General features: G+C 71.1%; 18 protein-coding genes. 4 read left to right on the forward strand and 14 right to left on the reverse strand.

Annotated features, from left to right (window positions below; all coding sequences use genetic code 11):
• Positions 1–46: 46 nt before the first annotated feature.
• From IPM43_10715 to IPM43_10725, 3 genes are all read left to right on the forward strand, one after another.
• Positions 47–544: a DUF4395 domain-containing protein gene (locus IPM43_10715; GenBank protein ID QQS23892.1), complete on the forward strand. Its 498-nt coding sequence runs from the start codon at positions 47–49 to the stop codon at positions 542–544.
• Between the two features lie 66 nt (positions 545–610).
• Entirely contained in the window at positions 611–1111 is a 501-nt protein-coding gene (locus tag IPM43_10720) for a sigma-70 family RNA polymerase sigma factor (protein QQS23893.1), read from the forward strand.
• Positions 1108–2637, forward strand: a complete 1530-nt coding sequence (locus IPM43_10725) for a hypothetical protein (GenBank protein ID QQS23894.1) — start codon at positions 1108–1110, stop codon at positions 2635–2637. Before IPM43_10720 ends, IPM43_10725 begins: the two co-directional genes overlap by 4 nt.
• Here IPM43_10725 and mftF read toward each other — a convergent pair.
• The 9 genes from mftF to IPM43_10770 form a co-directional block, all read right to left on the reverse strand.
• Positions 2535–3995: a mycofactocin biosynthesis glycosyltransferase MftF gene (mftF, locus tag IPM43_10730; protein ID QQS26434.1), complete on the reverse strand. Its 1461-nt coding sequence runs from the start codon at positions 3993–3995 to the stop codon at positions 2535–2537. The two genes, IPM43_10725 and mftF, sit on opposite strands and share 103 nt — an antisense overlap.
• Positions 3996–4027: 32 nt before the next feature.
• Complete coding sequence (mftE, locus tag IPM43_10735) at positions 4028–4699, reverse strand: mycofactocin biosynthesis peptidyl-dipeptidase MftE (protein QQS26435.1); 672 nt, start codon at positions 4697–4699, stop codon at positions 4028–4030.
• Between the two features lie 17 nt (positions 4700–4716).
• Positions 4717–6015: a PQQ-binding-like beta-propeller repeat protein gene (locus IPM43_10740; protein QQS23895.1), complete on the reverse strand. Its 1299-nt coding sequence runs from the start codon at positions 6013–6015 to the stop codon at positions 4717–4719.
• Positions 6016–6043: 28 nt separating this feature from the next.
• On the reverse strand, positions 6044–6244 hold the full coding sequence (locus IPM43_10745; protein ID QQS23896.1) for a hypothetical protein: 201 nt from the start codon (positions 6242–6244) through the stop codon (positions 6044–6046).
• 109 nt (positions 6245–6353) lie between these two features.
• Entirely contained in the window at positions 6354–7160 is an 807-nt protein-coding gene (locus IPM43_10750; protein ID QQS23897.1) for a mycofactocin-associated electron transfer flavoprotein beta subunit, read from the reverse strand.
• 10 nt (positions 7161–7170) lie between these two features.
• Entirely contained in the window at positions 7171–7548 is a 378-nt protein-coding gene (locus IPM43_10755; GenBank protein QQS23898.1) for a ferredoxin, read from the reverse strand.
• Entirely contained in the window at positions 7548–8852 is a 1305-nt protein-coding gene (locus IPM43_10760; protein QQS23899.1) for an FAD-dependent oxidoreductase, read from the reverse strand. The genes IPM43_10755 and IPM43_10760 overlap by 1 nt, the downstream gene beginning before the upstream one ends.
• Positions 8849–9796, reverse strand: a complete 948-nt coding sequence (locus tag IPM43_10765) for a mycofactocin-associated electron transfer flavoprotein alpha subunit (GenBank protein QQS23900.1) — start codon at positions 9794–9796, stop codon at positions 8849–8851. The genes IPM43_10760 and IPM43_10765 overlap by 4 nt, the downstream gene beginning before the upstream one ends.
• Positions 9797–9921: 125 nt before the next feature.
• Positions 9922–11142 (reverse strand): DUF222 domain-containing protein, encoded by a 1221-nt coding sequence (locus IPM43_10770; protein ID QQS23901.1) that lies wholly within the window; start codon positions 11140–11142, stop codon positions 9922–9924.
• Positions 11143–11232: 90 nt separating this feature from the next.
• Between IPM43_10770 and IPM43_10775 the strand changes: the two genes are divergently transcribed.
• Positions 11233–12792, forward strand: coding sequence for an MFS transporter (locus tag IPM43_10775; GenBank protein ID QQS23902.1), 1560 nt, complete (start codon positions 11233–11235; stop codon positions 12790–12792).
• Here IPM43_10775 and IPM43_10780 read toward each other — a convergent pair.
• From IPM43_10780 to IPM43_10800, 5 genes are all read right to left on the reverse strand, one after another.
• On the reverse strand, positions 12757–13440 hold the full coding sequence (locus IPM43_10780; GenBank protein QQS23903.1) for a DedA family protein: 684 nt from the start codon (positions 13438–13440) through the stop codon (positions 12757–12759). The genes IPM43_10775 and IPM43_10780 overlap by 36 nt on opposite strands.
• A gap of 42 nt (positions 13441–13482) precedes the next feature.
• A complete protein-coding gene (locus tag IPM43_10785) occupies positions 13483–14631 on the reverse strand; it encodes a 5-(carboxyamino)imidazole ribonucleotide synthase (GenBank protein ID QQS23904.1) in 1149 nt (382 codons plus the stop codon).
• On the reverse strand, positions 14628–15092 hold the full coding sequence (purE, locus tag IPM43_10790; GenBank protein QQS26436.1) for a 5-(carboxyamino)imidazole ribonucleotide mutase: 465 nt from the start codon (positions 15090–15092) through the stop codon (positions 14628–14630). Before purE ends, IPM43_10785 begins: the two co-directional genes overlap by 4 nt.
• Positions 15093–15175: 83 nt before the next feature.
• Complete coding sequence (locus tag IPM43_10795; GenBank protein QQS23905.1) at positions 15176–17143, reverse strand: mycofactocin system FadH/OYE family oxidoreductase 2; 1968 nt, start codon at positions 17141–17143, stop codon at positions 15176–15178.
• 14 nt (positions 17144–17157) lie between these two features.
• Positions 17158–17748: a glycerol-3-phosphate acyltransferase gene (locus IPM43_10800; protein ID QQS23906.1), complete on the reverse strand. Its 591-nt coding sequence runs from the start codon at positions 17746–17748 to the stop codon at positions 17158–17160.

The following is a 17748-nucleotide window of genomic DNA, read 5'->3' on the forward strand; positions in this document are numbered from 1 at the left end:
CAATGTTGAGTTGTCCGATCGGATTTATCGACGTAGCGTTCTCCCGATGCGGCGTCTGCCCCGTTTCCCGAACCCCGTCAACGAGACCTCCGCCCGCCTGGTGGCCGCCGGAGTGGTGCTGCAAGCGGTCGCCTTCCTCGTCGTGCGGGAGTGGTGGCTGCTGGTGCCCCTCGCGTACGGCTTCGTCGCGCGCGTCGTCGCCGGCCCGGCCTTCAGCCCGCTCGGCCTCTTCGTCACGAAGGCGGTCACGCCGCGGTTGGCGATGCAGCACCGCTTCGTCGCCGGGCCGCCGAAGCGCTTCGCGCAGGGGATCGGTGCCGCGTTCTCGGTGGGGGCGCTCCTCGCGTGGGCGTTCGGCGCGGTGGGCCTCGCCATGGCCCTGATCGCCGGCCTCGCCGTGGCCGCGTTCTTGGAGGCCGCGTTCGCCCTGTGCCTCGGCTGCATCGCCTTCGCCCAACTGATGCGCGCCGGGGTGATCCCGGACGCGGTGTGCGTCGAGTGCGCCGACATCTCGGCGCGCCTCGTGCAGTCTCCTTCTCGCTGAACGAGCACTGCACGCCGGCTTCCGGCTAAACCTGGTTCGTCGCCTGAGCGTGTGTAGGACGTGATCGTGGAAGCGGAGCGGACGTCGTTGCAGTACGACGGTTTCTTCCGCGACGAGCATGTGAAGCTCGTGGCGCTCGGGATCGCGCTCACCGGCTCCCGAGAGGCGGCCGCCGACATCGCCCAGGAAGCCCTGCTGCGCGCCTACCGGGCCTGGCCGAAGGTGTCGCAACTGGAGCGGCCGGGGGCGTGGACGCGCCGGGTGGCGATCAACCTGGCCACAGATGCCCAGCGCCGCGTGGCGAGGGAGCGCAGTGGCGCGCGGGCCATTCGTCCAGACGTCGTCGCTGCACCCGAACCGCCCCACGAGCAGTTCTGGAACGCCGTACGGGCGCTCCCCGAACGCCAGCGGGCGGCGGTCGCGCTGCACTACTTGGAGGACCTGGCGGTGTCCGACGTGGCCGAGATCCTCGAGGTTGCCGAGGGGACGGTCAAGGCGTCGCTGCATGCGGCCCGGGCAACGCTCGCCCGCGCGCTCGGGGTCGAACAGGAGGACGAAGATCGATGAGCCCGCTCGACGAACGTGCACGCGCGGCCGCTGCGGCCGTGAGGGCCGAGGCCGCAGCCGTGGCAGACACGGAGCGCGCCCTGGCCGGGCTCCAGGCCGGCGACGCGGCGCGACGCAACCGCCGCCGCTTCTCCCTCGTGGTCGGCGGTGTGGCAGTTGCGGCCGCCTCGGTCGTCGGCGTGGCGCTCGTCCGCAACGGTGACGGCAGTGATTCCACCGTCGACCCCCCGGTCGCCCCGGTGTCGACGAAGCCGGAGACGACCGACGCGCCGCAGACCGCTCCGACCACCACGCCGGCCACCACGCCGATCACCACGCCGATCACGACGCCGATCACGACAGGGCCGGGCGAGGGGCCGCGAACCGTGGTGATCGGCACCGACCTCGCCGTGGCCGCCCAGCCGGAGGCGACTGCACTCGTCACGTATGGCCGGGGATCGGGTCCCGACCAGCTCGGCGTCGAGGACTGCCAGGAGTGCGATCCCTTGCGCCCGCTCACACCGATGCTCGTACCCCGCGGCGCCGGCACGCTCGTCGTACCCGATCCGGTCAACTCCCGCTGGTCGCTGCTCGACCCCACGGCTGACGGGTCCACCTACGTTGCGTTCCCTGCCGGACGAAGCGCGAGCGCGGCGGCGCTCGGCCCCGATGGTCTGATCTACGTCGGCTTCGTCACCCCAGAGCCGGCGAGCGGGTCGTGGCCCGCCGGCGAGCACGTGCTGGCCACGTTCGACGTCGCGAACCTGGCGACCCCGTTGCGGGAGGTCCCCGTCGACGGCCTGATCTCTTCGCTGCGCTTCGCAGGCTCCGAGGTCGTCGCCCTCGTCGGCCTGACCGACGAGCGCTTCCCCCTCGTCGGCGACGGCACCGCGGCCACGTTCGAGCCCCACTTCGACGCTGTTCCGCCGACGGTCACGCTCGGCGAGGTGACGTTCAGCTTCGATCCGCTCATGTCCCCGGGCCCGCCGATCGCCCTCGCCGACGGCACGCTGCTCGTGTGGGCATTGCTGCCGAACGACGAGACGGTGCTCTACCGCCTCAGCCCCGAGGGAGAGGTCGGCGCCGCACGCGTCGGAGGATGGAGCGACGCCTACGACCAGAGCGACCCCTACACCGACTCCTCAGTACGGCTGTGGCTCGAGATGCTGCCTTCGGGCGAGATGCAGGTGGTCATGGCCGACCTGCCGAGCGTGGCCCGGCCGACCCCGTGGGAGAGCGCCGCCGGGGACTTCCCCGAAGGCGTCTCCGTGCCCGCCGACCCCACCGCCGACCCCCAGCAGTCGTCAACCCTGCTGATCAGGCGGCTGGTGGAGATCGTCGGGCAACAGCCCCACGACTGCGAGGTGGCGCGCGAGGTGTCGGTGATCGGCGGCACGATCGTGCGCGTCACCGGGACCTGCGACGACACCTTCAGCGGCACCGACTACCGCGTCGTCGGCGTCGAACGGATCGGCGCCTCCGACGTCGCCGTGGTGGAACGGCGCTGGCTCTGCAGCCGTGGCTTCGACGGCGAGTTGTGCGTCTGAGGGGTACGTGGCCACGAGGCGAGCTCGGGCAGCAATGGGCCGATCTCGCCCTCGGTGAGACAGCCACGCCAGAGACCCCATCCATACGCGGCGTCGTCCAGCAGGGCCAGCGCGGTGTAGCGGAGCGGGTCGACGCCTGGGCGTCGCTCCCGCCAGTCGACGAGGGCAGGCACCAAGGCGGCCGCCGTCACCACCAGACGGGCGCGGCGCGAGCCGCGCACGGCGACGACGGCGGCGATGGGCCACCAGGCCCTCGTCACCGCCGCGGCGAGGGTGCGCCCGGCGAACACGTGCCCGAGTCCGGCGAAGCGCAGCGCCAGTCGCCATGGGCGGGGCACGTTGCGCAGTCGTCGCGCTAAGGCAGCTGTGGTGGCCGCGGCCGTCGTCACTGCCACCAGCGGGTGGCCGGTGGCAGCGAACCCCCACACCGCCGCGCTCCACCCGCTGACCCTTGCCGGCGCCAGGGCGCCCGGGTGGCGCCGGGCGAGGGGAGCGGCCGACGTGCCATACGAGTACCGCTGGCGGGCGAAGGCGGCGAGGTTGCGCCGTGGGCGGTGGCCTACCGACACCGCCGGTTCGTACCGGCACGCCCACCCCGCTTCGACGAGCCGCCAGACGAGGTCGACGTCCTCGCCGTAGCGCAGCGCCTCGTCGAAGCCACCGATCGAGGCGAGTGCTTCCAACCGCACCAGCAGCGCCGCCGCCGGCACGTAGGAGACGCGTGTTCCCGGGCGGATGCGGGCGGGGTGAGGGCCGAGGTCGAGCGGCGATCGCGCGGCGTCGAACGCGCCGAGCACGCCTGGCGCCCCGACGCTGAGGACACGAGGGGCGACGAGGCCGACGCGCTCGTCGTCGAGATGGGCGAGGAGCGGACCCAGCCAGTCGCCATCGGGCGGTTCGGTGTCCGCGTCGAGGAACAGCGCGACAGCGGTGCGCACGGCGCCGAGCGCGGCGTTGCGGGCCGCGGCCGGGCCACGGTTGCGGTGAAGGCGAACCACACGCGCACCGGCCAGCTCACCGACCGGCTCGGTGGAGGCGTCGTCGACGACCACCACTTCGCCCAGAGCGCCCAGCCGTCCGACGAGCGCGGCCAGCACGGCGCGGTCCTCGTCGTGCACGGGGATCACCGCCGTCACCTCACCCGCGCCGTAGGCACGAGCCGGCCCAGGCAGCGGGTGCACTGCCCCCGCGTCGACGAGGCGGTCCGTGAGCGGTTCGTGCCCGGACGGGCAGGGCTCTCCTCGCTCGATCGCTTCGACCACGCGCACGCCTGCCGGGCCGAGGCGGAAGAGCCGCAACGGCGAGCCGGCGACCACGACGTCGCCGTGCTCGGGGCGCGTCCAGGAGCGGTCCACCACGAACCGGTCGGGCCCTGTAGGGCGGTCTTCGCTCACCGCCACCACTCGTCGACGGCGGCGACCAGGTCGACCACGAGCCGGGTCAGCAGCGCTCGACCGTGCACATCGCTCGCTTCTCGCGGATCGCCGAGCACGCCGTTCGGCGAGACCGGGCGCACTCCGTTCGCGCGTAGCTCTTCGATCAGGTCGGCCAGCGGCTCGGTGCGCCCCGCCGTGCGTTCGGCGCGGACCAGGTCGGGTGCGATGGCCAGCATCAGCGAGGTCTCCGTCTCGCCGGCATGGGCGTCACCACCGCGCACGCGAGGCCACCAGGCCATCGCCCGGCGCCCCTCGGCTTCCAACCTGCTGACGGCGCGTCGCACCGGAGCGTCGTTGCCCGCATGGCCATTCACGAACACCACGCCGGCGCTCCAGTCGGCGGAGCGGACGAGCTCGACGAGCATCAGCTCGGTCGCTTCGACACCGATCGAAAGCGTGCCCGGAAAGCCCTGGTGCTCGCCGCTCGCGCTCACCGTGAGGGGAGGAGCGACCATCACGTCGCCGGGTTCGAAGGCGTCGGTCAGGCCCTGGGCCAGGGCGACCGCGATCCTGGTGTCCGTGTCGAGCGGCAGGTGCGGTCCGTGCTGCTCGCACGAGCCGATGGGAACGGCGAGCAGCGGGCGCGGCGTGCGGTCCCACAGCTCCGACCACGTCGCCGAGCCCAAGAAGCGATGCCGCTGGTTCACGGTGTGTTCTCCCCCACTGCGTAGACGAAGCCTCCGCGGGTGCCGACGTACACCCGCCCCTGCCACACCGCCGGCGTGGACTCGATGTTGCCGCCGAGCTCGACGCGCCACAGTTCCACCGGTGCACCACCGCCGCCGCCCAGGTCGTAAGCGTGAAGCACACCACCGGCGTCGCCGACGACGAGCACACCATCGACGACGGCAGGCGAAGACAGCATCCCCCACGGCAGGTCGAGCGTCCACCGGATCTCGCCGGTGGCGCGGTCGAGTCCGTACACGGTGCCCGGCTTGGTCGGCCACACGACGAGATCGCCGACCACGGCCGGCGTGCTCCACGTTCCCGTGTCCGGGCCGCCGTGGACGTCGACCGACCAGACCACGGGGTCGTCCAGGCGGGGGTCGACCTTCAGCATCTGGCCGAGCTCACGTCCACGCGCGGTGTCGCGGTCGACCTCCACACCGACGTACAGGTAGCCACCGTCGTCGGTGACGACGGTGGCGTCGCCGTCGTCTCCCGTCCAGAAGCGGAACACCCGAGTCACCTGACCCTCCCCGGTGCGCAGCGGCGTCAGGTCCCAACCCTGCAGCAGCCCGCCGGAGGAGTTGAGGTACGCGATGTCGCCGCTCATGCTCACCGACGACTCCAGGCTGACGCGGTTGTCCCCGACGGCTGACAGCAGCTCGTCGTCGAAGCCCGGCACCCGGAAGGCGGGCTCGGGGGCGACGGTGACGAGACCGTCGGCGCCGTAGCCGCGGTGCAGCTCGTAGCCGACGAACCACGAGTTCTCCCCACCCTCGATCAGGTGCCCGCCGACGACGAGCGGCGCCGCGTCCCAGTCGTCGTTCCAGCGCCGGTCGGCGGTGCGGCCGTCGAGCGACCAGAGTTCGCGCGGCGCCGGGCCGTCGATGGCGATGATCCGCAGCCGGTTGTCGCGCGAGCCCGCGTAGACGAGGGGGTACCCGTCCGGGTCGACCGTCACCGTGCCTTTGGCCAGATCGCCGGTGGGGAACGGAGGGAGGATGTCGAGGCCGGTTGCCGCGTCGACGAAGTGCACCGCCCGGTCGTACGCACCGAAGACCACCCACGTGCGACCGTCTCGCTCGAACACCGCCGGCTGGCCCGTCCAGCCGGTGCCGCACCACGTACGGATCTCCCCGTACTCGCTCGACTCGGCGCACATCGCCCGCCCGTCCGGTGGGTAGCGCCACAGCACCTCGGGCCGGGTTCGCGGAACGGGACCGGTGCCCATGAAGCTGCGCGTCGGATTGCCGCGGAACGTGAGCAGACCCTGCACCGCGCTGCCCCACGGCTGGGCGAACCCGTCAGGGTCGGCGAGCAGCGCCGGGACAGTCGTAGTCGTGGAGGTAGTCGTCGTGGAGGTAGTCGTCGTGGCGGCAGTAGTGGTCGTAGTCGTAGTCGTGGACGTCGTCGTCGCCGTCGGGGCCGCGGTCGTGGTCGTGGCCCCCGCAGTGGGCGCGGTCGTCGCGGTCGTGGTCGCCGTGGACTCGTCGTCCGCGGCGCATGCCGCACCCGTGGCGAGAGCGGTCATGGTGGTGAGCGTGGCCAGCCCGACCCGCAGGTGCTGGGCTCGGCAGGCACGCATCGGCGCCCACGCTAGTTAGCGCCGCCGGATCAGGACCGGTAGCCCCACTCCGCCAGCGCGGCAAGGATGCGCCGCGCGGCCTCCTTCGGCGGTGCCTCCAACGTCTCGCCGTGGCTCGCCGCCTTGCCGGCCATGGTCAGCTCACGGATCCGCCCGAGAGCCGTCTCCGCGGCGGGAGCGGGCAGCACGCGCGCGCGGGGGCGGTAGGGCCGCAGCGCCGGTGGGACCAGTTCCAGCGCCGTAGGGCCGGGTAGCACGGTGACGGTCGCCGCGTTCGCGGCGAGGGCCGACCCGAGCGGTGCCCGTCGCAGGCGGGCGGTGCCCCCTTCGACGGACACCACGGCTGGCGCGTGGACGCGCAAGCGCTCGCGACGTCCTCCGTCCAGGCGGCGCAGCACCTCGAGTGGTCCGTCGCCGGCGAGCGAGACGTGCAACACGCCGAGCGCCTGGGCCACGCCCAGGTGTGCGGCGAGGTAGGCGGGGACCGACCCGGTGCCGCGATCGAGCGAGTGGTCACCGCACCAGACGAGCGATGCGCCGCCCAGCGCACCACGCAACGCGGCAGCGACGCGGGCGCTGTCCAGTCCGTGGGGCACGTCGATGCGCACCGCGCGGGTCGCGCCGACGGCAAGCGCGTCACGCAGCGCCGCCTCGGCGGCAGGTGACCCGGCGCAGACCACGGTCAGCCGGCCACCCATCGCCTCGGCCGACTGCAGCGCCCACTCCAACGCGGCCTGGTCGGCGGGGGAGATCCCCGCGAAGCGCTCGTCGGCCTCCGGAGTGGGAGCCACCCACTTCACGCAGGCGAACACTTCGGGACCGTCCGGTGGCGCCACCGGTAGTCCCTCAGGTGCGGTGGAAGACGACACCATGGCCACCCTCTGGATAGCTCCACGTGATCGCGCCGGCGGTGTTGCACACCATGTAGCAGGTGCCGCACTCGAAGCACTGCTCGTAGTTGAAGAGAATGCCTCCGTCTGCCGTGGGCACGAACAGGTTCGCCGGACACGCGACGACGCACGCGCGCGTCGTGCACCCGTGACAGGCATCGTCGTCGACGACGATGTGCGCCCGCTCGTGCACACGGAACTCGGCGGTCTCCATCCGCTCCTCGAACGAGAGCGCCGGCCAGCTGTGGTCGGGCTCGATGTGACCGTGCAGATGAGGGGTCACCCGCGGGGTGATCCTCGTGCTCGCCTCCACGCGCGTCGAACGGCCGGCCATCAGCCGAATCCTCGCACCGCGGTACGCGCGTCACGGATCAGGTCGCGCCAGCGCAGCCCGGCTCGCTTGCGCTCCTCGAGCACGATCCGGCGCAGGCCCGGCTTGGGGTCAGGGTTGTCTACGCGGAACATGCGCTCGACCACGTTGGCGACGAACGGCGGGTATCGGTGCTGCACGCGGTCGGAGAGCACGAGCGAAGGCACCCCGCGCAACTTCTTGTGGTCTTGCAGGACGAAGCTTGCCTCCAACCGCTCGCGGTAACCGGCGAGCCCGGCCAAGCTCGTGTCGCCCTTGCGCAGCGCCTCGGCCGCGGTCTGGCCCGCGTACATCCCGCTCGCCATCGCGAAGTTGACGCCCTCCAGCCAGATGCCGGCCGCGAAGCAGAGCGCGGCCGCGTCGCCGGCGACGAGCAGGCCGGGCGCCGCGAAGTCGGGCAGCATCGACCATCCGGACTCGGGGATGAGGTGGGCCGAGTACTCCTTCAGCTCGCCACCCTCGACGAGAGGCTTGATCGCGGGGTGCGCCTTGAGGCGGGCGATGATCTCCTCCGGCCGCTTGTCCTGCGCGGCGAGCTTGGGCAACTTCAGCACCACGCCCACCGAGATCGTATCGAGGTTGGTGTAGAGGAAACCGCCGCCGTTCACCCCCGACGTGCCGCCGAGGATCTCGATGTCCACACCCTCGGAGTCGCGCACGCCGAACCGCTCGTCGATGACGTCCTTGGGCAGAGCGAGGGTCTCCTTGACCCCGAGCGTGTAGTTCGACGCGTCGAGCTTGCCGTAGAGCCCGGCCTCCTTCGCGAGGAAGCTGTTCACCCCGTCGCATGCGATGACCATCGGCGCGCGCAGGTCACCGCCGGGACGGTCGGTGCGCACGCCGACGATCGCCCCCGAGGTGTCACGCAGCAGCCCGGTGACGGTCGTGCTGCAGACGAGGCGCGCGCCAGCCTCCTCGGCCTGCCCGGCAAGCCAGTGGTCGAAGTCGGGGCGGTAGGCGGTGGCGCCGTTGTACGGAGGTTTGCCCCACGCGTTGGTGCGGTAGTCGACGGTCAGCGCCTGCGTCTCGGTCATCAGCATCGTCGCCCGGCGCACCACCCAGCGCTGGACAGGTGCCGTCTGCCACCACTCGGGGATCAGCTGGTCGAGGACGCGGGGATAGACGACGCCGCCGTACATGTTCTTCGAGCCGGGGAACGGCCCCCGCTCGAGGAGCACCACCGACAGCCCGGCGCGGGCGAGGACGAGCGCCGCGCTGGCGCCCGCCGGGCCGGCACCGACGACGATCGCGTCGGCGTCGTGGTTCATCGTGGGGCTCCTTCGCCGACTTCGCCGAGCTCGCGGACCAGGGCGGCAAGCTCGTCGATGACCGCGTTCGCGTCGGCCACGACGGCGAGGTCGGCGAGCTGCATCATCGGACAGTGCGGGTCGGTGTTGACGCTGACGATGTGGTCCGGCTGGCCGAGCCCGCTGGTGTGCTGCACCGCGCCGCTGATCGCGAACGCCATGTACAAGCGCGGGTCGACGACCACGCCGGTGGTGCCGATCTGGCGGGAGTGGCCGATCCAAGCGCGGTCGGTGACCACCCGCGTCGCCCCGAGCGAGGCGCCGAGCGCAGCGGCGACCGCGGAGAGCTGGGCGAAGCGTTCGGCCGAGTCGAGCCCACCGCCGCCGGCGGCGATGCGGGGTGCCTCGGCGAGGTCCATCGTGGTGACGTCCGGTGGCAGTTGCTCGATCATCTCCGCGTCCTCGCCGTGGTCGTCGCGGCCGGCCGCAGACGTGGCGAGCTCGATGGCGACGACCTCTGGGGGTGCGGCCCCGACACGGTGTTCGGCACCGCGGGCGCCGGGTTGGAGAGTGGCCACGAACGGCCCACGGGGCCGCACATCGGCGACGAACAGCCCGCCGTGGCGGGCAAGGCTGATCCGCTGCGGGGTGATCGAGATCGCACCAGCGTGCAGGTCGCGGCCGAGCTCGTGGGCGAGCCGCGGTGCGAGGTCTCGGCCGTCGGGAGACGCGGGCAGCACCAGGTGGTTCTCGGCGCGCAGGTGAGGGGCGAGGACGCGTGACCAGGCGCCAGGCCGGAAGAGCCCGAGCTCGGCTGTCTCCACCCTCGACGACATCCCGGCCAGGCCCTGCGCCGCATCTGCGGTCCCCTCGCCGACGAGCAGCACCGCTCCACCACACTCGGCCACAGCCTCTGAGCCGCCGGCAGGGAGTGCTCCGGCACGAACGGGTACGACTGCGAGCATGGCGTGGCCGAGGCTAATGGCGCCCCACCTCGCTAGGCGCCACCGCCGTCGCTGTCGTCGTCGCTGTCGTCGTCGCTGTCGTCGTCATTCGCTTCTTCTTCGGCGGCCGCCGCGTCTTCGGCGGCTTATGCTTGTTGGTTGCGCCAGCGGATGAGGGCGCGGAGGCGGTCGAGGTCGTCGATCGGTCTCACCGGTTGGGGTTTGACCTGGTGGTGGTCGCTGACGTCGGGGTGGCGGTTGTGGAAGGCGCACAGCAGCCGTCCGTTGAACTGGCTGGTCTGCCCGCCGTCACGCCAAGCGGTGATGTGGTCGACGTCGCAACGCTCCACGCTCTGGTAGCAGCCGGAGCTGTGTTGGCAGCGGCGGTCACGCACTTCGATCGCGCGCCGCAAAGCGCCGGTGAAGCGGCGTTTGTGGGTGACGGCGATGACGGTGGTCTTGTTGTCGAAGATCACCGATTCCACCAACGCGTCGTTGACCAGCCCGGCCGCTTGGCCGGGGGTGATCACCGTGCCGTTGGACAACTCACACATGTGCCGCAACGTCTCGTCGCCGACGAGCACGGTGACAAGTGGCCGCTGCCGACCGGTCTTGGACGCGGCCGATCGTTTGGCCATCTCCACCAACGCCGCCGCCCGCCGCTGCGCAGCGGTTCTCACCACCAGTTGCGCCTTGTCAGCGAGCAGCAGCTGGCGTTCCAGGCGGTTGAGTTCGTTGGTGAACACCGCCCCCGACACTGCGTCGAGTTGACCGTTGATCACCACCGTGCCATCCAAGATCGCGGACGCGTGCAACGCGTTCGCGCTCTCGTTGCGTTCGGCCTCTTCCTCAGCGGCGGCGGCGTCGGCGCGTTGACGCCAGTACCTGACCAGCCGTTCGGCGTCGGGGAACGGCAACCTGGCGCATTGGTCGACGAGCCATTCCTCGCTTTCGGTGAACGCGGCCTGGCAGGGTTCCTTGCGCGCCTTGGCGAACAAGTACACGTGATCCAACGACAACCGACCGGCGGTGATCGCCGCTGCGGTCTTCGTCATCACGGCAAGGTCCCGCGCCCTGGCGATCTCCACCCGAGCGGAGTGCGTGGAGGTGTTCGTCTCCCGGGCGAGGCGGTGGGCGGGGCTGCGTGACCCGTCTGCGGCCCACACCCCCCGCATGTCCCAGCGGCGAACGACAGCGGCGCGAGCCACCCCCAACCGGGCGGTGCAGCGCTGCACGGCGATCGTCAACGCGTGCAATCTGTCGTCAGACAGACCGACGAGGTCGAGACTGGACAGTGCATCGACACCGGCGTTCAAGACCGCCAGCGCCTCTTCTTCGACCCCTACAACCCCGACTACGGGTTCCATAGACACAGTATACGAACATATGTTCGTCTTGTCAACCCGTACTCGGAGGATCTTTGCGCCCAGCACTAGCCTCGTTCGTTTGAGGCATTCATGACCACGAGCTCCGACGCGGCTGCAGCCGCCATCGACACCCACGGCATCGACCCCGAGGTGTACCACCGCCGCTCCGTGATCCTCGCCGTCTTGTGCCTCAGCCTGGTGCTGGTCGTCGCCACGGTCAGTTCGGTCAACGTCGCCATCCCCTCGATCGCGCGAGAGCTGCGCCCCTCCGATACCCAGCTGCTGTGGATCGTGGCCGCATACGCAGTGGTGTTCGCTGGCCTGCTGCTGCCCGCGGGGGCGCTCGGCGACCGTTACGGCCGCAAGGGTGCGCTCCAAGTCGGCCTCGTCATCTTCGCGGTGGCGTCGACGCTGTGCGCGGTGATGCAGTCGCCGAACTCGCTGATCATGATGCGCGGGGTGATGGGCGTCGGCGCAGCGCTGATCATGCCTTCGACGCTGTCGCTCCTCACGAGCGTCTTCCCGCCGCACGAACGCCGCCGGGCGATCGCGGTCTGGGCGGGCTTCGCCGGGGCAGGAGGCGCCATCGGCCCGCTGCTCGGCGGCGCGTTGGTGGAGCACTTCTGGTTCGGGGCGGTGTTCTGGGTGCCGGCACCGATCGCTCTCGTGGCGCTCGTCGCGATCTCCTTGATGGCGCCGTCGTCGCGTGACCCGCAGGTTCGCAAGCTCGACCTCGGCGGGGCGTTGCTGTCGCTCACCGGCTTCGGGGCGCTGCTGTTCGCGATCATCCAAGGTCCCGAGCTCGGATGGACGGACGCGCTCACGCTCGGGGCGTTTGCGCTTTCCGTATTGGCTCTCGTCGGATTCGTCCTGTACGAGCGCGCCATTGCCGAGCCGATGCTCGACATGGGTTACTTCGCGATCCCGAAGTTCTCGAACGGCGCGCTCGGGATCACGTTCGTGTTCTTCGGCATGTTCGCGATGTTCTTCACGCTGACCCAGTACCTGCAGTACGTGAAGGGCTACAGCCCGCTCGGTGCCGGGCTGCGCGGCATGCCCTTCGGGATCACGATGATCCTCGTCTCACCCCGCGGGCCCAAGCTGGTCGAGCGGTTCGGGACGCGGCTCGTGATCGTGACGGGGATCGTGATGGCCTCGGCAGGGCTGTTCTTGCTTTCCCTTTCGCAGCAGGACACGCCGTACTGGCGCACCGCGCTGGCGCTGGTGGTGATGGCGTTTGGGCCGGCATTGGCGGTAGCTGCGCTGACCGCCGGGTTGATGTCGTCGGTGCCCACCGCGAAGGCAGGTGTGGGCTCGGCGGTCAACGACACCACTCGTGAGGTGGGCGGCGCCATTGGCATCGCCATCATCGGGACGATCGTCAACAGCGTCTATGCAGACCGGCTTTCACCGGCAGTCGCTCAGCTGCCCGAGCCGCTGCGTGAGCTGGCCAAGGACTCGGTCGCCCGCGCCGACCTCGTCGCCGAAGAGACCGGTGTCGAGGCTCTGCGTGTGGCTGCACGGGCGGCGTTCGTAGACGCCATCGGCATCGGTCTGAAGGTTGGCGCCGCGATCGTGCTCGCCGTCGCGGTGGTTCTCGCGTTCACGCTTCCTTCACCCGCCGACGACACCGTCGTCACGCGAGGCTGACAGCAGCCGCTCGGCGAGGCGTTCCTGGCGGCGCCGGCGCATCCAGCGAAACACCTCGATCAGCATCGTCACCACGAGCGATGCCCCGAACGCGAGCAGGAACGCCAGCGTGTGGTTGTCCTCGAACCGCTCGCCGAACACGTAGCCGAGCAGAGCCGCGTACGACGCCCAGACGAGCGCGGCGACGGCCACCCAGGTGGCGAACCAGCGTGCCGGCTGGCGGGTGACACCGCACGACAGGGTGAGCGCGGTGCGCCCACCGGGCACGAACCGCGCGGTGATCAACAGCAGGCCGCCGCGGAGCTGGATCTGTCTCGACGCCCACGCCAGGCGCTCGGCAGTGGCGGGGCGCTTCTCCGCGCGCCGCGCCATCCACCCGCTTGCCCGGAGGCCGATCTGATACGACATGTTGTCGCCGACGAATGCTCCCGCCGCGCCGCACAGGATCACCAGCCACACCGGGTAAGACGCCGTGCCCGCCGCACTCGCGGCGACGCCGCCGACGATCACGGTCGTCTCGCTCGGCACGATCGGGATCACCGAGTCGAACACGGCGACCAAGAAGATCGCGGCGAGAAACCACCAGTTGCCGCTGAGGTCCTTCAGCCACTCGGTGAGATCCCCGAGGATCCCCGACGCGGCCCACATGGCCCTCGACCCTACCGGTGCCCGCCGCCTGCGGACGCTGACTCAGATGGTCTGCGAGCGAAGAGCTAGCGCCAGCTCGGCCGCTGCGGACGGGTCTGCTGCCGTGACCGTGAGGTGTCCCATCTTGCGCCCCGGTCGTGGCTCGTGCTTGCCGTAGAGGTGGAGCCTGGCGTCGGGGTGGTCGAGCACCTCGGTCCAATCCGGCTCGCCGTCGATCCAGCGGTCGCCGAGCAGGTTCACCATCGCTGCCGCGGGGGCGGTCATCGTCGTCGGGCCGAGGCCGATGCCGCACACCGCGCGTACTTGCTGCGTGAACTGGCTCGTCGCGCACGCGTCGAGCGTCCAATGACCGCTGTTGTGCGGGCGCGGGGCGAGCTCGTTGACGAGCAGGTGGTCACGGACGACGAACTGCTCGACCGCCAGCACGCCGACGAAGTCGAGCGCCTCGGCGATCGCGTCGGCCAGCTCCACCGCCGCGGCGGCGAGCGCCGGGTCCACGCGGGCGGGCACCACCGTGAGGTCCAAGATGCTGTCGACGTGGTGGTTCTCGGCCACGGGGTAGGACACCGAGCGGCCGCTGGCCGTGCGCGCGATGAGCACGCTCAGCTCTGCGTCGAGCTGCAGGCGTTGCTCGAGCACGCAGGCCACGTTGCCCACCGCGTCCCATGCCTTGGCCAACTCTGCGGCGGTGGACACGGCCACCTGGCCCTTGCCGTCGTAGCCGAGGCGCGCGGTCTTCAAGAGGGCCGGGAAGCGCATCGACGACGCCGCGCGGTCGAGGTCGCCCGCGTCCTCGATCACCGCGCACGGCGCGGCAGGGATGCCGTGCTGCTGCAGGAACCGCTTCTCCAGGCGGCGGTCCTGGCAGAGCGCGACGGCCGGCGGCGACGGAGCGACGAACGTCAGCCCGGCGAGCGCGTCGAGCGAAGCGGAGGGCGGATTCTCGAACTCGGTCGTCACCACCGCGCACGACGCGCCGATGCGCTGGAGTGCGGCGGGGTCGTCGTAGGGCGCCACGACGTGCTCGTCGGCGACGGTGCCCGCCGGGGCGCGGGGGTCGGGCTCCAGCACCACCGTGCGGTAGCCCATGGTGCGGGCCGCGATCGACGCGTACCGGCCGAGTTGGCCGCCACCGAGAATGCCGAGCGTCGCCGGTGGCAGGATCGGTCTGCCGGGGGCGGAGACGCTCATTGCGGCGGCAACGTCGACGACGCCGCCTGGTCGTGGCGAGCGGCCCGGTCCGCGTCCAGGCGGCGGGCCAGGTCGTCGTCGTCGTGGGCGAGCATGGCAACCGCGAACAAGGCCGCGTTCGTGGCGCCCGCCTCGCCGATCGCGAACGTGGCCACCGGGATGCCGGCGGGCATCTGGACGATCGAGTAGAGGGAGTCGAGCCCGGCCAGGTGCCGTGAGGGCACCGGCACGCCGAGGACGGGCACCGTGGTCTTCGAGGCGAGCATCCCGGGTAGGTGGGCGGCGCCACCCGCGCCGGCGATGATGCACCGCAGCCCGCTCGCTGCCGCCGACTCGGCATAGGCGAACATCTCGTCCGGCATGCGGTGAGCCGACAACACCTGCACCTGGTAGGCGATCGAGAAGCGCTCGAGTACGGCCACCGCGTGCTGCATCGTCGACCAGTCCGACGACGAGCCCATCACCACGCCGACTGCCACGGCCGGCTCCGCTCGCTCGCTCACCGCCCCAGTCTGGCAAACCTCGCCGGGAGAGGCTCGTCGGCTCAGATCGCCGAGCCGGCGCGCTCGCCCTCGACCACGGCGGCGTGCGCCCGGCGGGGGGCGACGCAGTCACCGACGCGCTCGACGCTCCAGCCCTTCGCCTTCAGCTCGTGGTAGAGCCACTCCACCGGGTTGGCGGGTACGGCGAGCACCACCCAATCGGCGATGCGGGTGGCCTCGGCGCCGGTCGGATGGTGCAACAGCTTCAACGTCTGGCCGTCGACGCCCATCGGGACGAGGTCGGTGGACTGCTCGATGCCCTTCGCCCCGGCCCGCATCCACCAACCCTCCATGTCGAGGGTGATCCCGAGGTCCTGGCCGACGACCATCCCGTTCGTCAGCACCTCTACCCGGCAGCCACGATCGGCGAGCAGCTCGGCCACGGAGGTGGCCTGGTGGAAGCCGAGCTCGTCGACGACGACGACGATGTCGCCTTCTGCGGGACCCCCGTTCGGGGCCGATCCGTCGAGCACTGCGCGCACGTCGCACACGTGGTCGGCGCCCTCTGGCACCCACCAAGGCCGGGCAGGCTCGGCGCCCATGGCGACGATCACGTGGTCCGGCCGCTGCTCGGCGACGAGGCCGGGCCACACCCCGACGCCGTAGGTGATCTCCACCCCGAGCCGGCGGCACTCGGCGACCTGGTTGCGGATCATGTCGCCGAACTCGGCGCGATTCGGCACGCTCGCCGCGAGACGCACCTGGCCTCCCGGCTGGAGATGCTGCTCGAAGACGTGCACCTGGTGGCCCTTGCGGGCAGCAGCGATGGCCGCCTGGAGTCCGGCCGGGCCGGCACCGACCACCATCACCTTGCGCGGGTTGTCGGTGGCATCGCTGTGGTGGGAGATCAACCACTCGTGCTCACGCCCGGTGCGCGGGTTCTCGATGCAGCCGAGCCAACGGTTGAGGCCCATCCGCCCGACGCACTCCTGGTTGCAGCTGAGGCACAGGCGGATCTCGTCGGTCGCCCCGGCCCGAGCCTTCACGGCGAAGTCGGGGTCGGCGATCTGGCCGCGCACCACGCCGACGAGGTCGCAGTGGCCCTCGGCCAGAGCCCGCTCCGCCTGCAGCGGGTCCTTGAACCGGCCGACGCCGACGACGGGCAGGTCGACGGTCTTGCGGATCGCGCTCGGGATGAACATCGCGTACCCGGGAGGCACGTGCATGCTCGCCTCGATCATGTGGAGGCTGGCGGTAGCGACACCGATCGAGGTGTTGATGTAGTCCACCTGACCCGTCGCCTCGACGATGGTGGCGATGGCGACGGCATCGTCGATCGTGGTGCCTCCGTCGACGAGCTCGTCGCCGCAGATGCGCACGCCGAGAGCCAGGCGGTTGCCGACCACCTTGCGTACCGCCGACACGATCTCGGTCAGCAACCTGGTGCGGTTGCGCAACGAACCGCCGTAGTCGTCGGTGCGCCGGTTCGTGAGCGGCGACAAGAACCCGCGCACGATCGAGGAATGGCTGCACTGCAGCTCGATGCCGTCGAAGCCGCCCTCGGCGCAGTTCTCGGCCACCGTCGCGTATCCGTGGACGACCTCGTCGATCTCGGCGAGCGAAACCGCCTTCGGCACCTCCCTGAACAGCGGGTCGGCCACCGCTGACGGCGCCCACACGGGCAGTCGGCTGTACATGCTCGACGCCTGTCCGCCGTTGTGGTTGAGCTGGGCGAAGATCGGCACCCGATGACGGTGGACGGCCTCGGTGATCCGCCGATACCCGGGGATGACCTCGCGGCGGAAGCCGTGGATCAGCTTCTCGTAGGGCCAGTCGGTCGGGTGGGTGGAGTGCTCCTCGGTGATCACGAGCCCCACCCCGCCTGCGGCCCGCGCGGCGTAGTACGCGGCGTGCTGCTCGGTCGGCCTGCCGTCCCTCGCGTAGTTCGTGAGGTGAGCCCCGAACACGAGCCGGTTCCGAGTGGCGACAGGGCCGAGCTGCTGTGGTGTCCAGAGGAAGCGGTAGGCCATTGCAGCTCGGAACGCTAGCGAGGGGTGGGGCTGATGTCGGGCTCGGTGCCCGACATCAGGCGGCGGACATTCGGCAGGTGCCGCCAGGCGACGAGCACGGCGAGACCGACGACGGCGAGCACTTCTCCGATCGGCCTGCCGACGGCGACGAGCGTGATCGGGAACGAGACGACCAGCGCGAGCGAGCCGATCGACGCCTTGCCGGAGATCTTCGACGTCACCAACCAAAGCGCACACATCCCGAGCGAGATCAACGGGTACAGGACGATCATCGAGCCGCCGGCGGTGGCCACTCCCTTGCCGCCGCGGAACCCCCGGGTGATCGGGAACACGTGACCGACGACGGCAGCGATGCCGAGCATCAGCCCGCCGGGAAGCCCGGCCAGCCCGTAGCCGACCGCCGCCGCGGCCGCGCCCTTCAGGCCGTCGAGCACGAACACGTAGACGCCCTGGCGGCGCCCGAGCACGCGGCCGACGTTGGAGGCTCCGGGGTTCCCCGAGCCGGCGGCGGTGATGTCGACACCCTTCGAGCGGGCTACGAGTTGGGCGCTCGGGAACATGCCCAGCGCGTAGGCGACGGGCACGAGCAGAGCTGCGGCGAGCAT

Source organism: Actinomycetota bacterium (genome assembly GCA_016700055.1).
Classification (GTDB): Bacteria; Actinomycetota; Acidimicrobiia; order Acidimicrobiales; family Ilumatobacteraceae; genus Kalu-18.

Bases quoted from the DNA above. Each gene is read 5' to 3' on its own strand.
- IPM43_10795 (QQS23905.1), bottom strand. From the start codon at position 17,143: ATGGCCTACCGCTTCCTCTGGACACCACAGCAGCTCGGCCCTGTCGCC.
- IPM43_10725 (QQS23894.1), top strand. From the start codon at position 1,108: ATGAGCCCGCTCGACGAACGTGCACGCGCGGCCGCTGCGGCCGTGAGG.
- IPM43_10770 (QQS23901.1), bottom strand. From the start codon at position 11,142: ATGGAACCCGTAGTCGGGGTTGTAGGGGTCGAAGAAGAGGCGCTGGCG.
- IPM43_10760 (QQS23899.1), bottom strand. From the start codon at position 8,852: ATGAACCACGACGCCGACGCGATCGTCGTCGGTGCCGGCCCGGCGGGC.
- IPM43_10745 (QQS23896.1), bottom strand. From the start codon at position 6,244: ATGCGCCGCGGACGACGAGTCCACGGCGACCACGACCGCGACGACCGC.
- IPM43_10785 (QQS23904.1), bottom strand. From the start codon at position 14,631: ATGAGCGTCTCCGCCCCCGGCAGACCGATCCTGCCACCGGCGACGCTC.
- IPM43_10800 (QQS23906.1), bottom strand. From the start codon at position 17,748: ATGCTCGCCGCAGCTCTGCTCGTGCCCGTCGCCTACGCGCTGGGCATG.
- IPM43_10765 (QQS23900.1), bottom strand. From the start codon at position 9,796: ATGCTCGCAGTCGTACCCGTTCGTGCCGGAGCACTCCCTGCCGGCGGC.
- IPM43_10775 (QQS23902.1), top strand. From the start codon at position 11,233: ATGACCACGAGCTCCGACGCGGCTGCAGCCGCCATCGACACCCACGGC.
- purE (QQS26436.1), bottom strand. From the start codon at position 15,092: ATGGGCTCGTCGTCGGACTGGTCGACGATGCAGCACGCGGTGGCCGTA.
- IPM43_10780 (QQS23903.1), bottom strand. From the start codon at position 13,440: ATGTGGGCCGCGTCGGGGATCCTCGGGGATCTCACCGAGTGGCTGAAG.
- IPM43_10755 (QQS23898.1), bottom strand. From the start codon at position 7,548: ATGGCCGGCCGTTCGACGCGCGTGGAGGCGAGCACGAGGATCACCCCG.
- IPM43_10715 (QQS23892.1), top strand. From the start codon at position 47: ATGCGGCGTCTGCCCCGTTTCCCGAACCCCGTCAACGAGACCTCCGCC.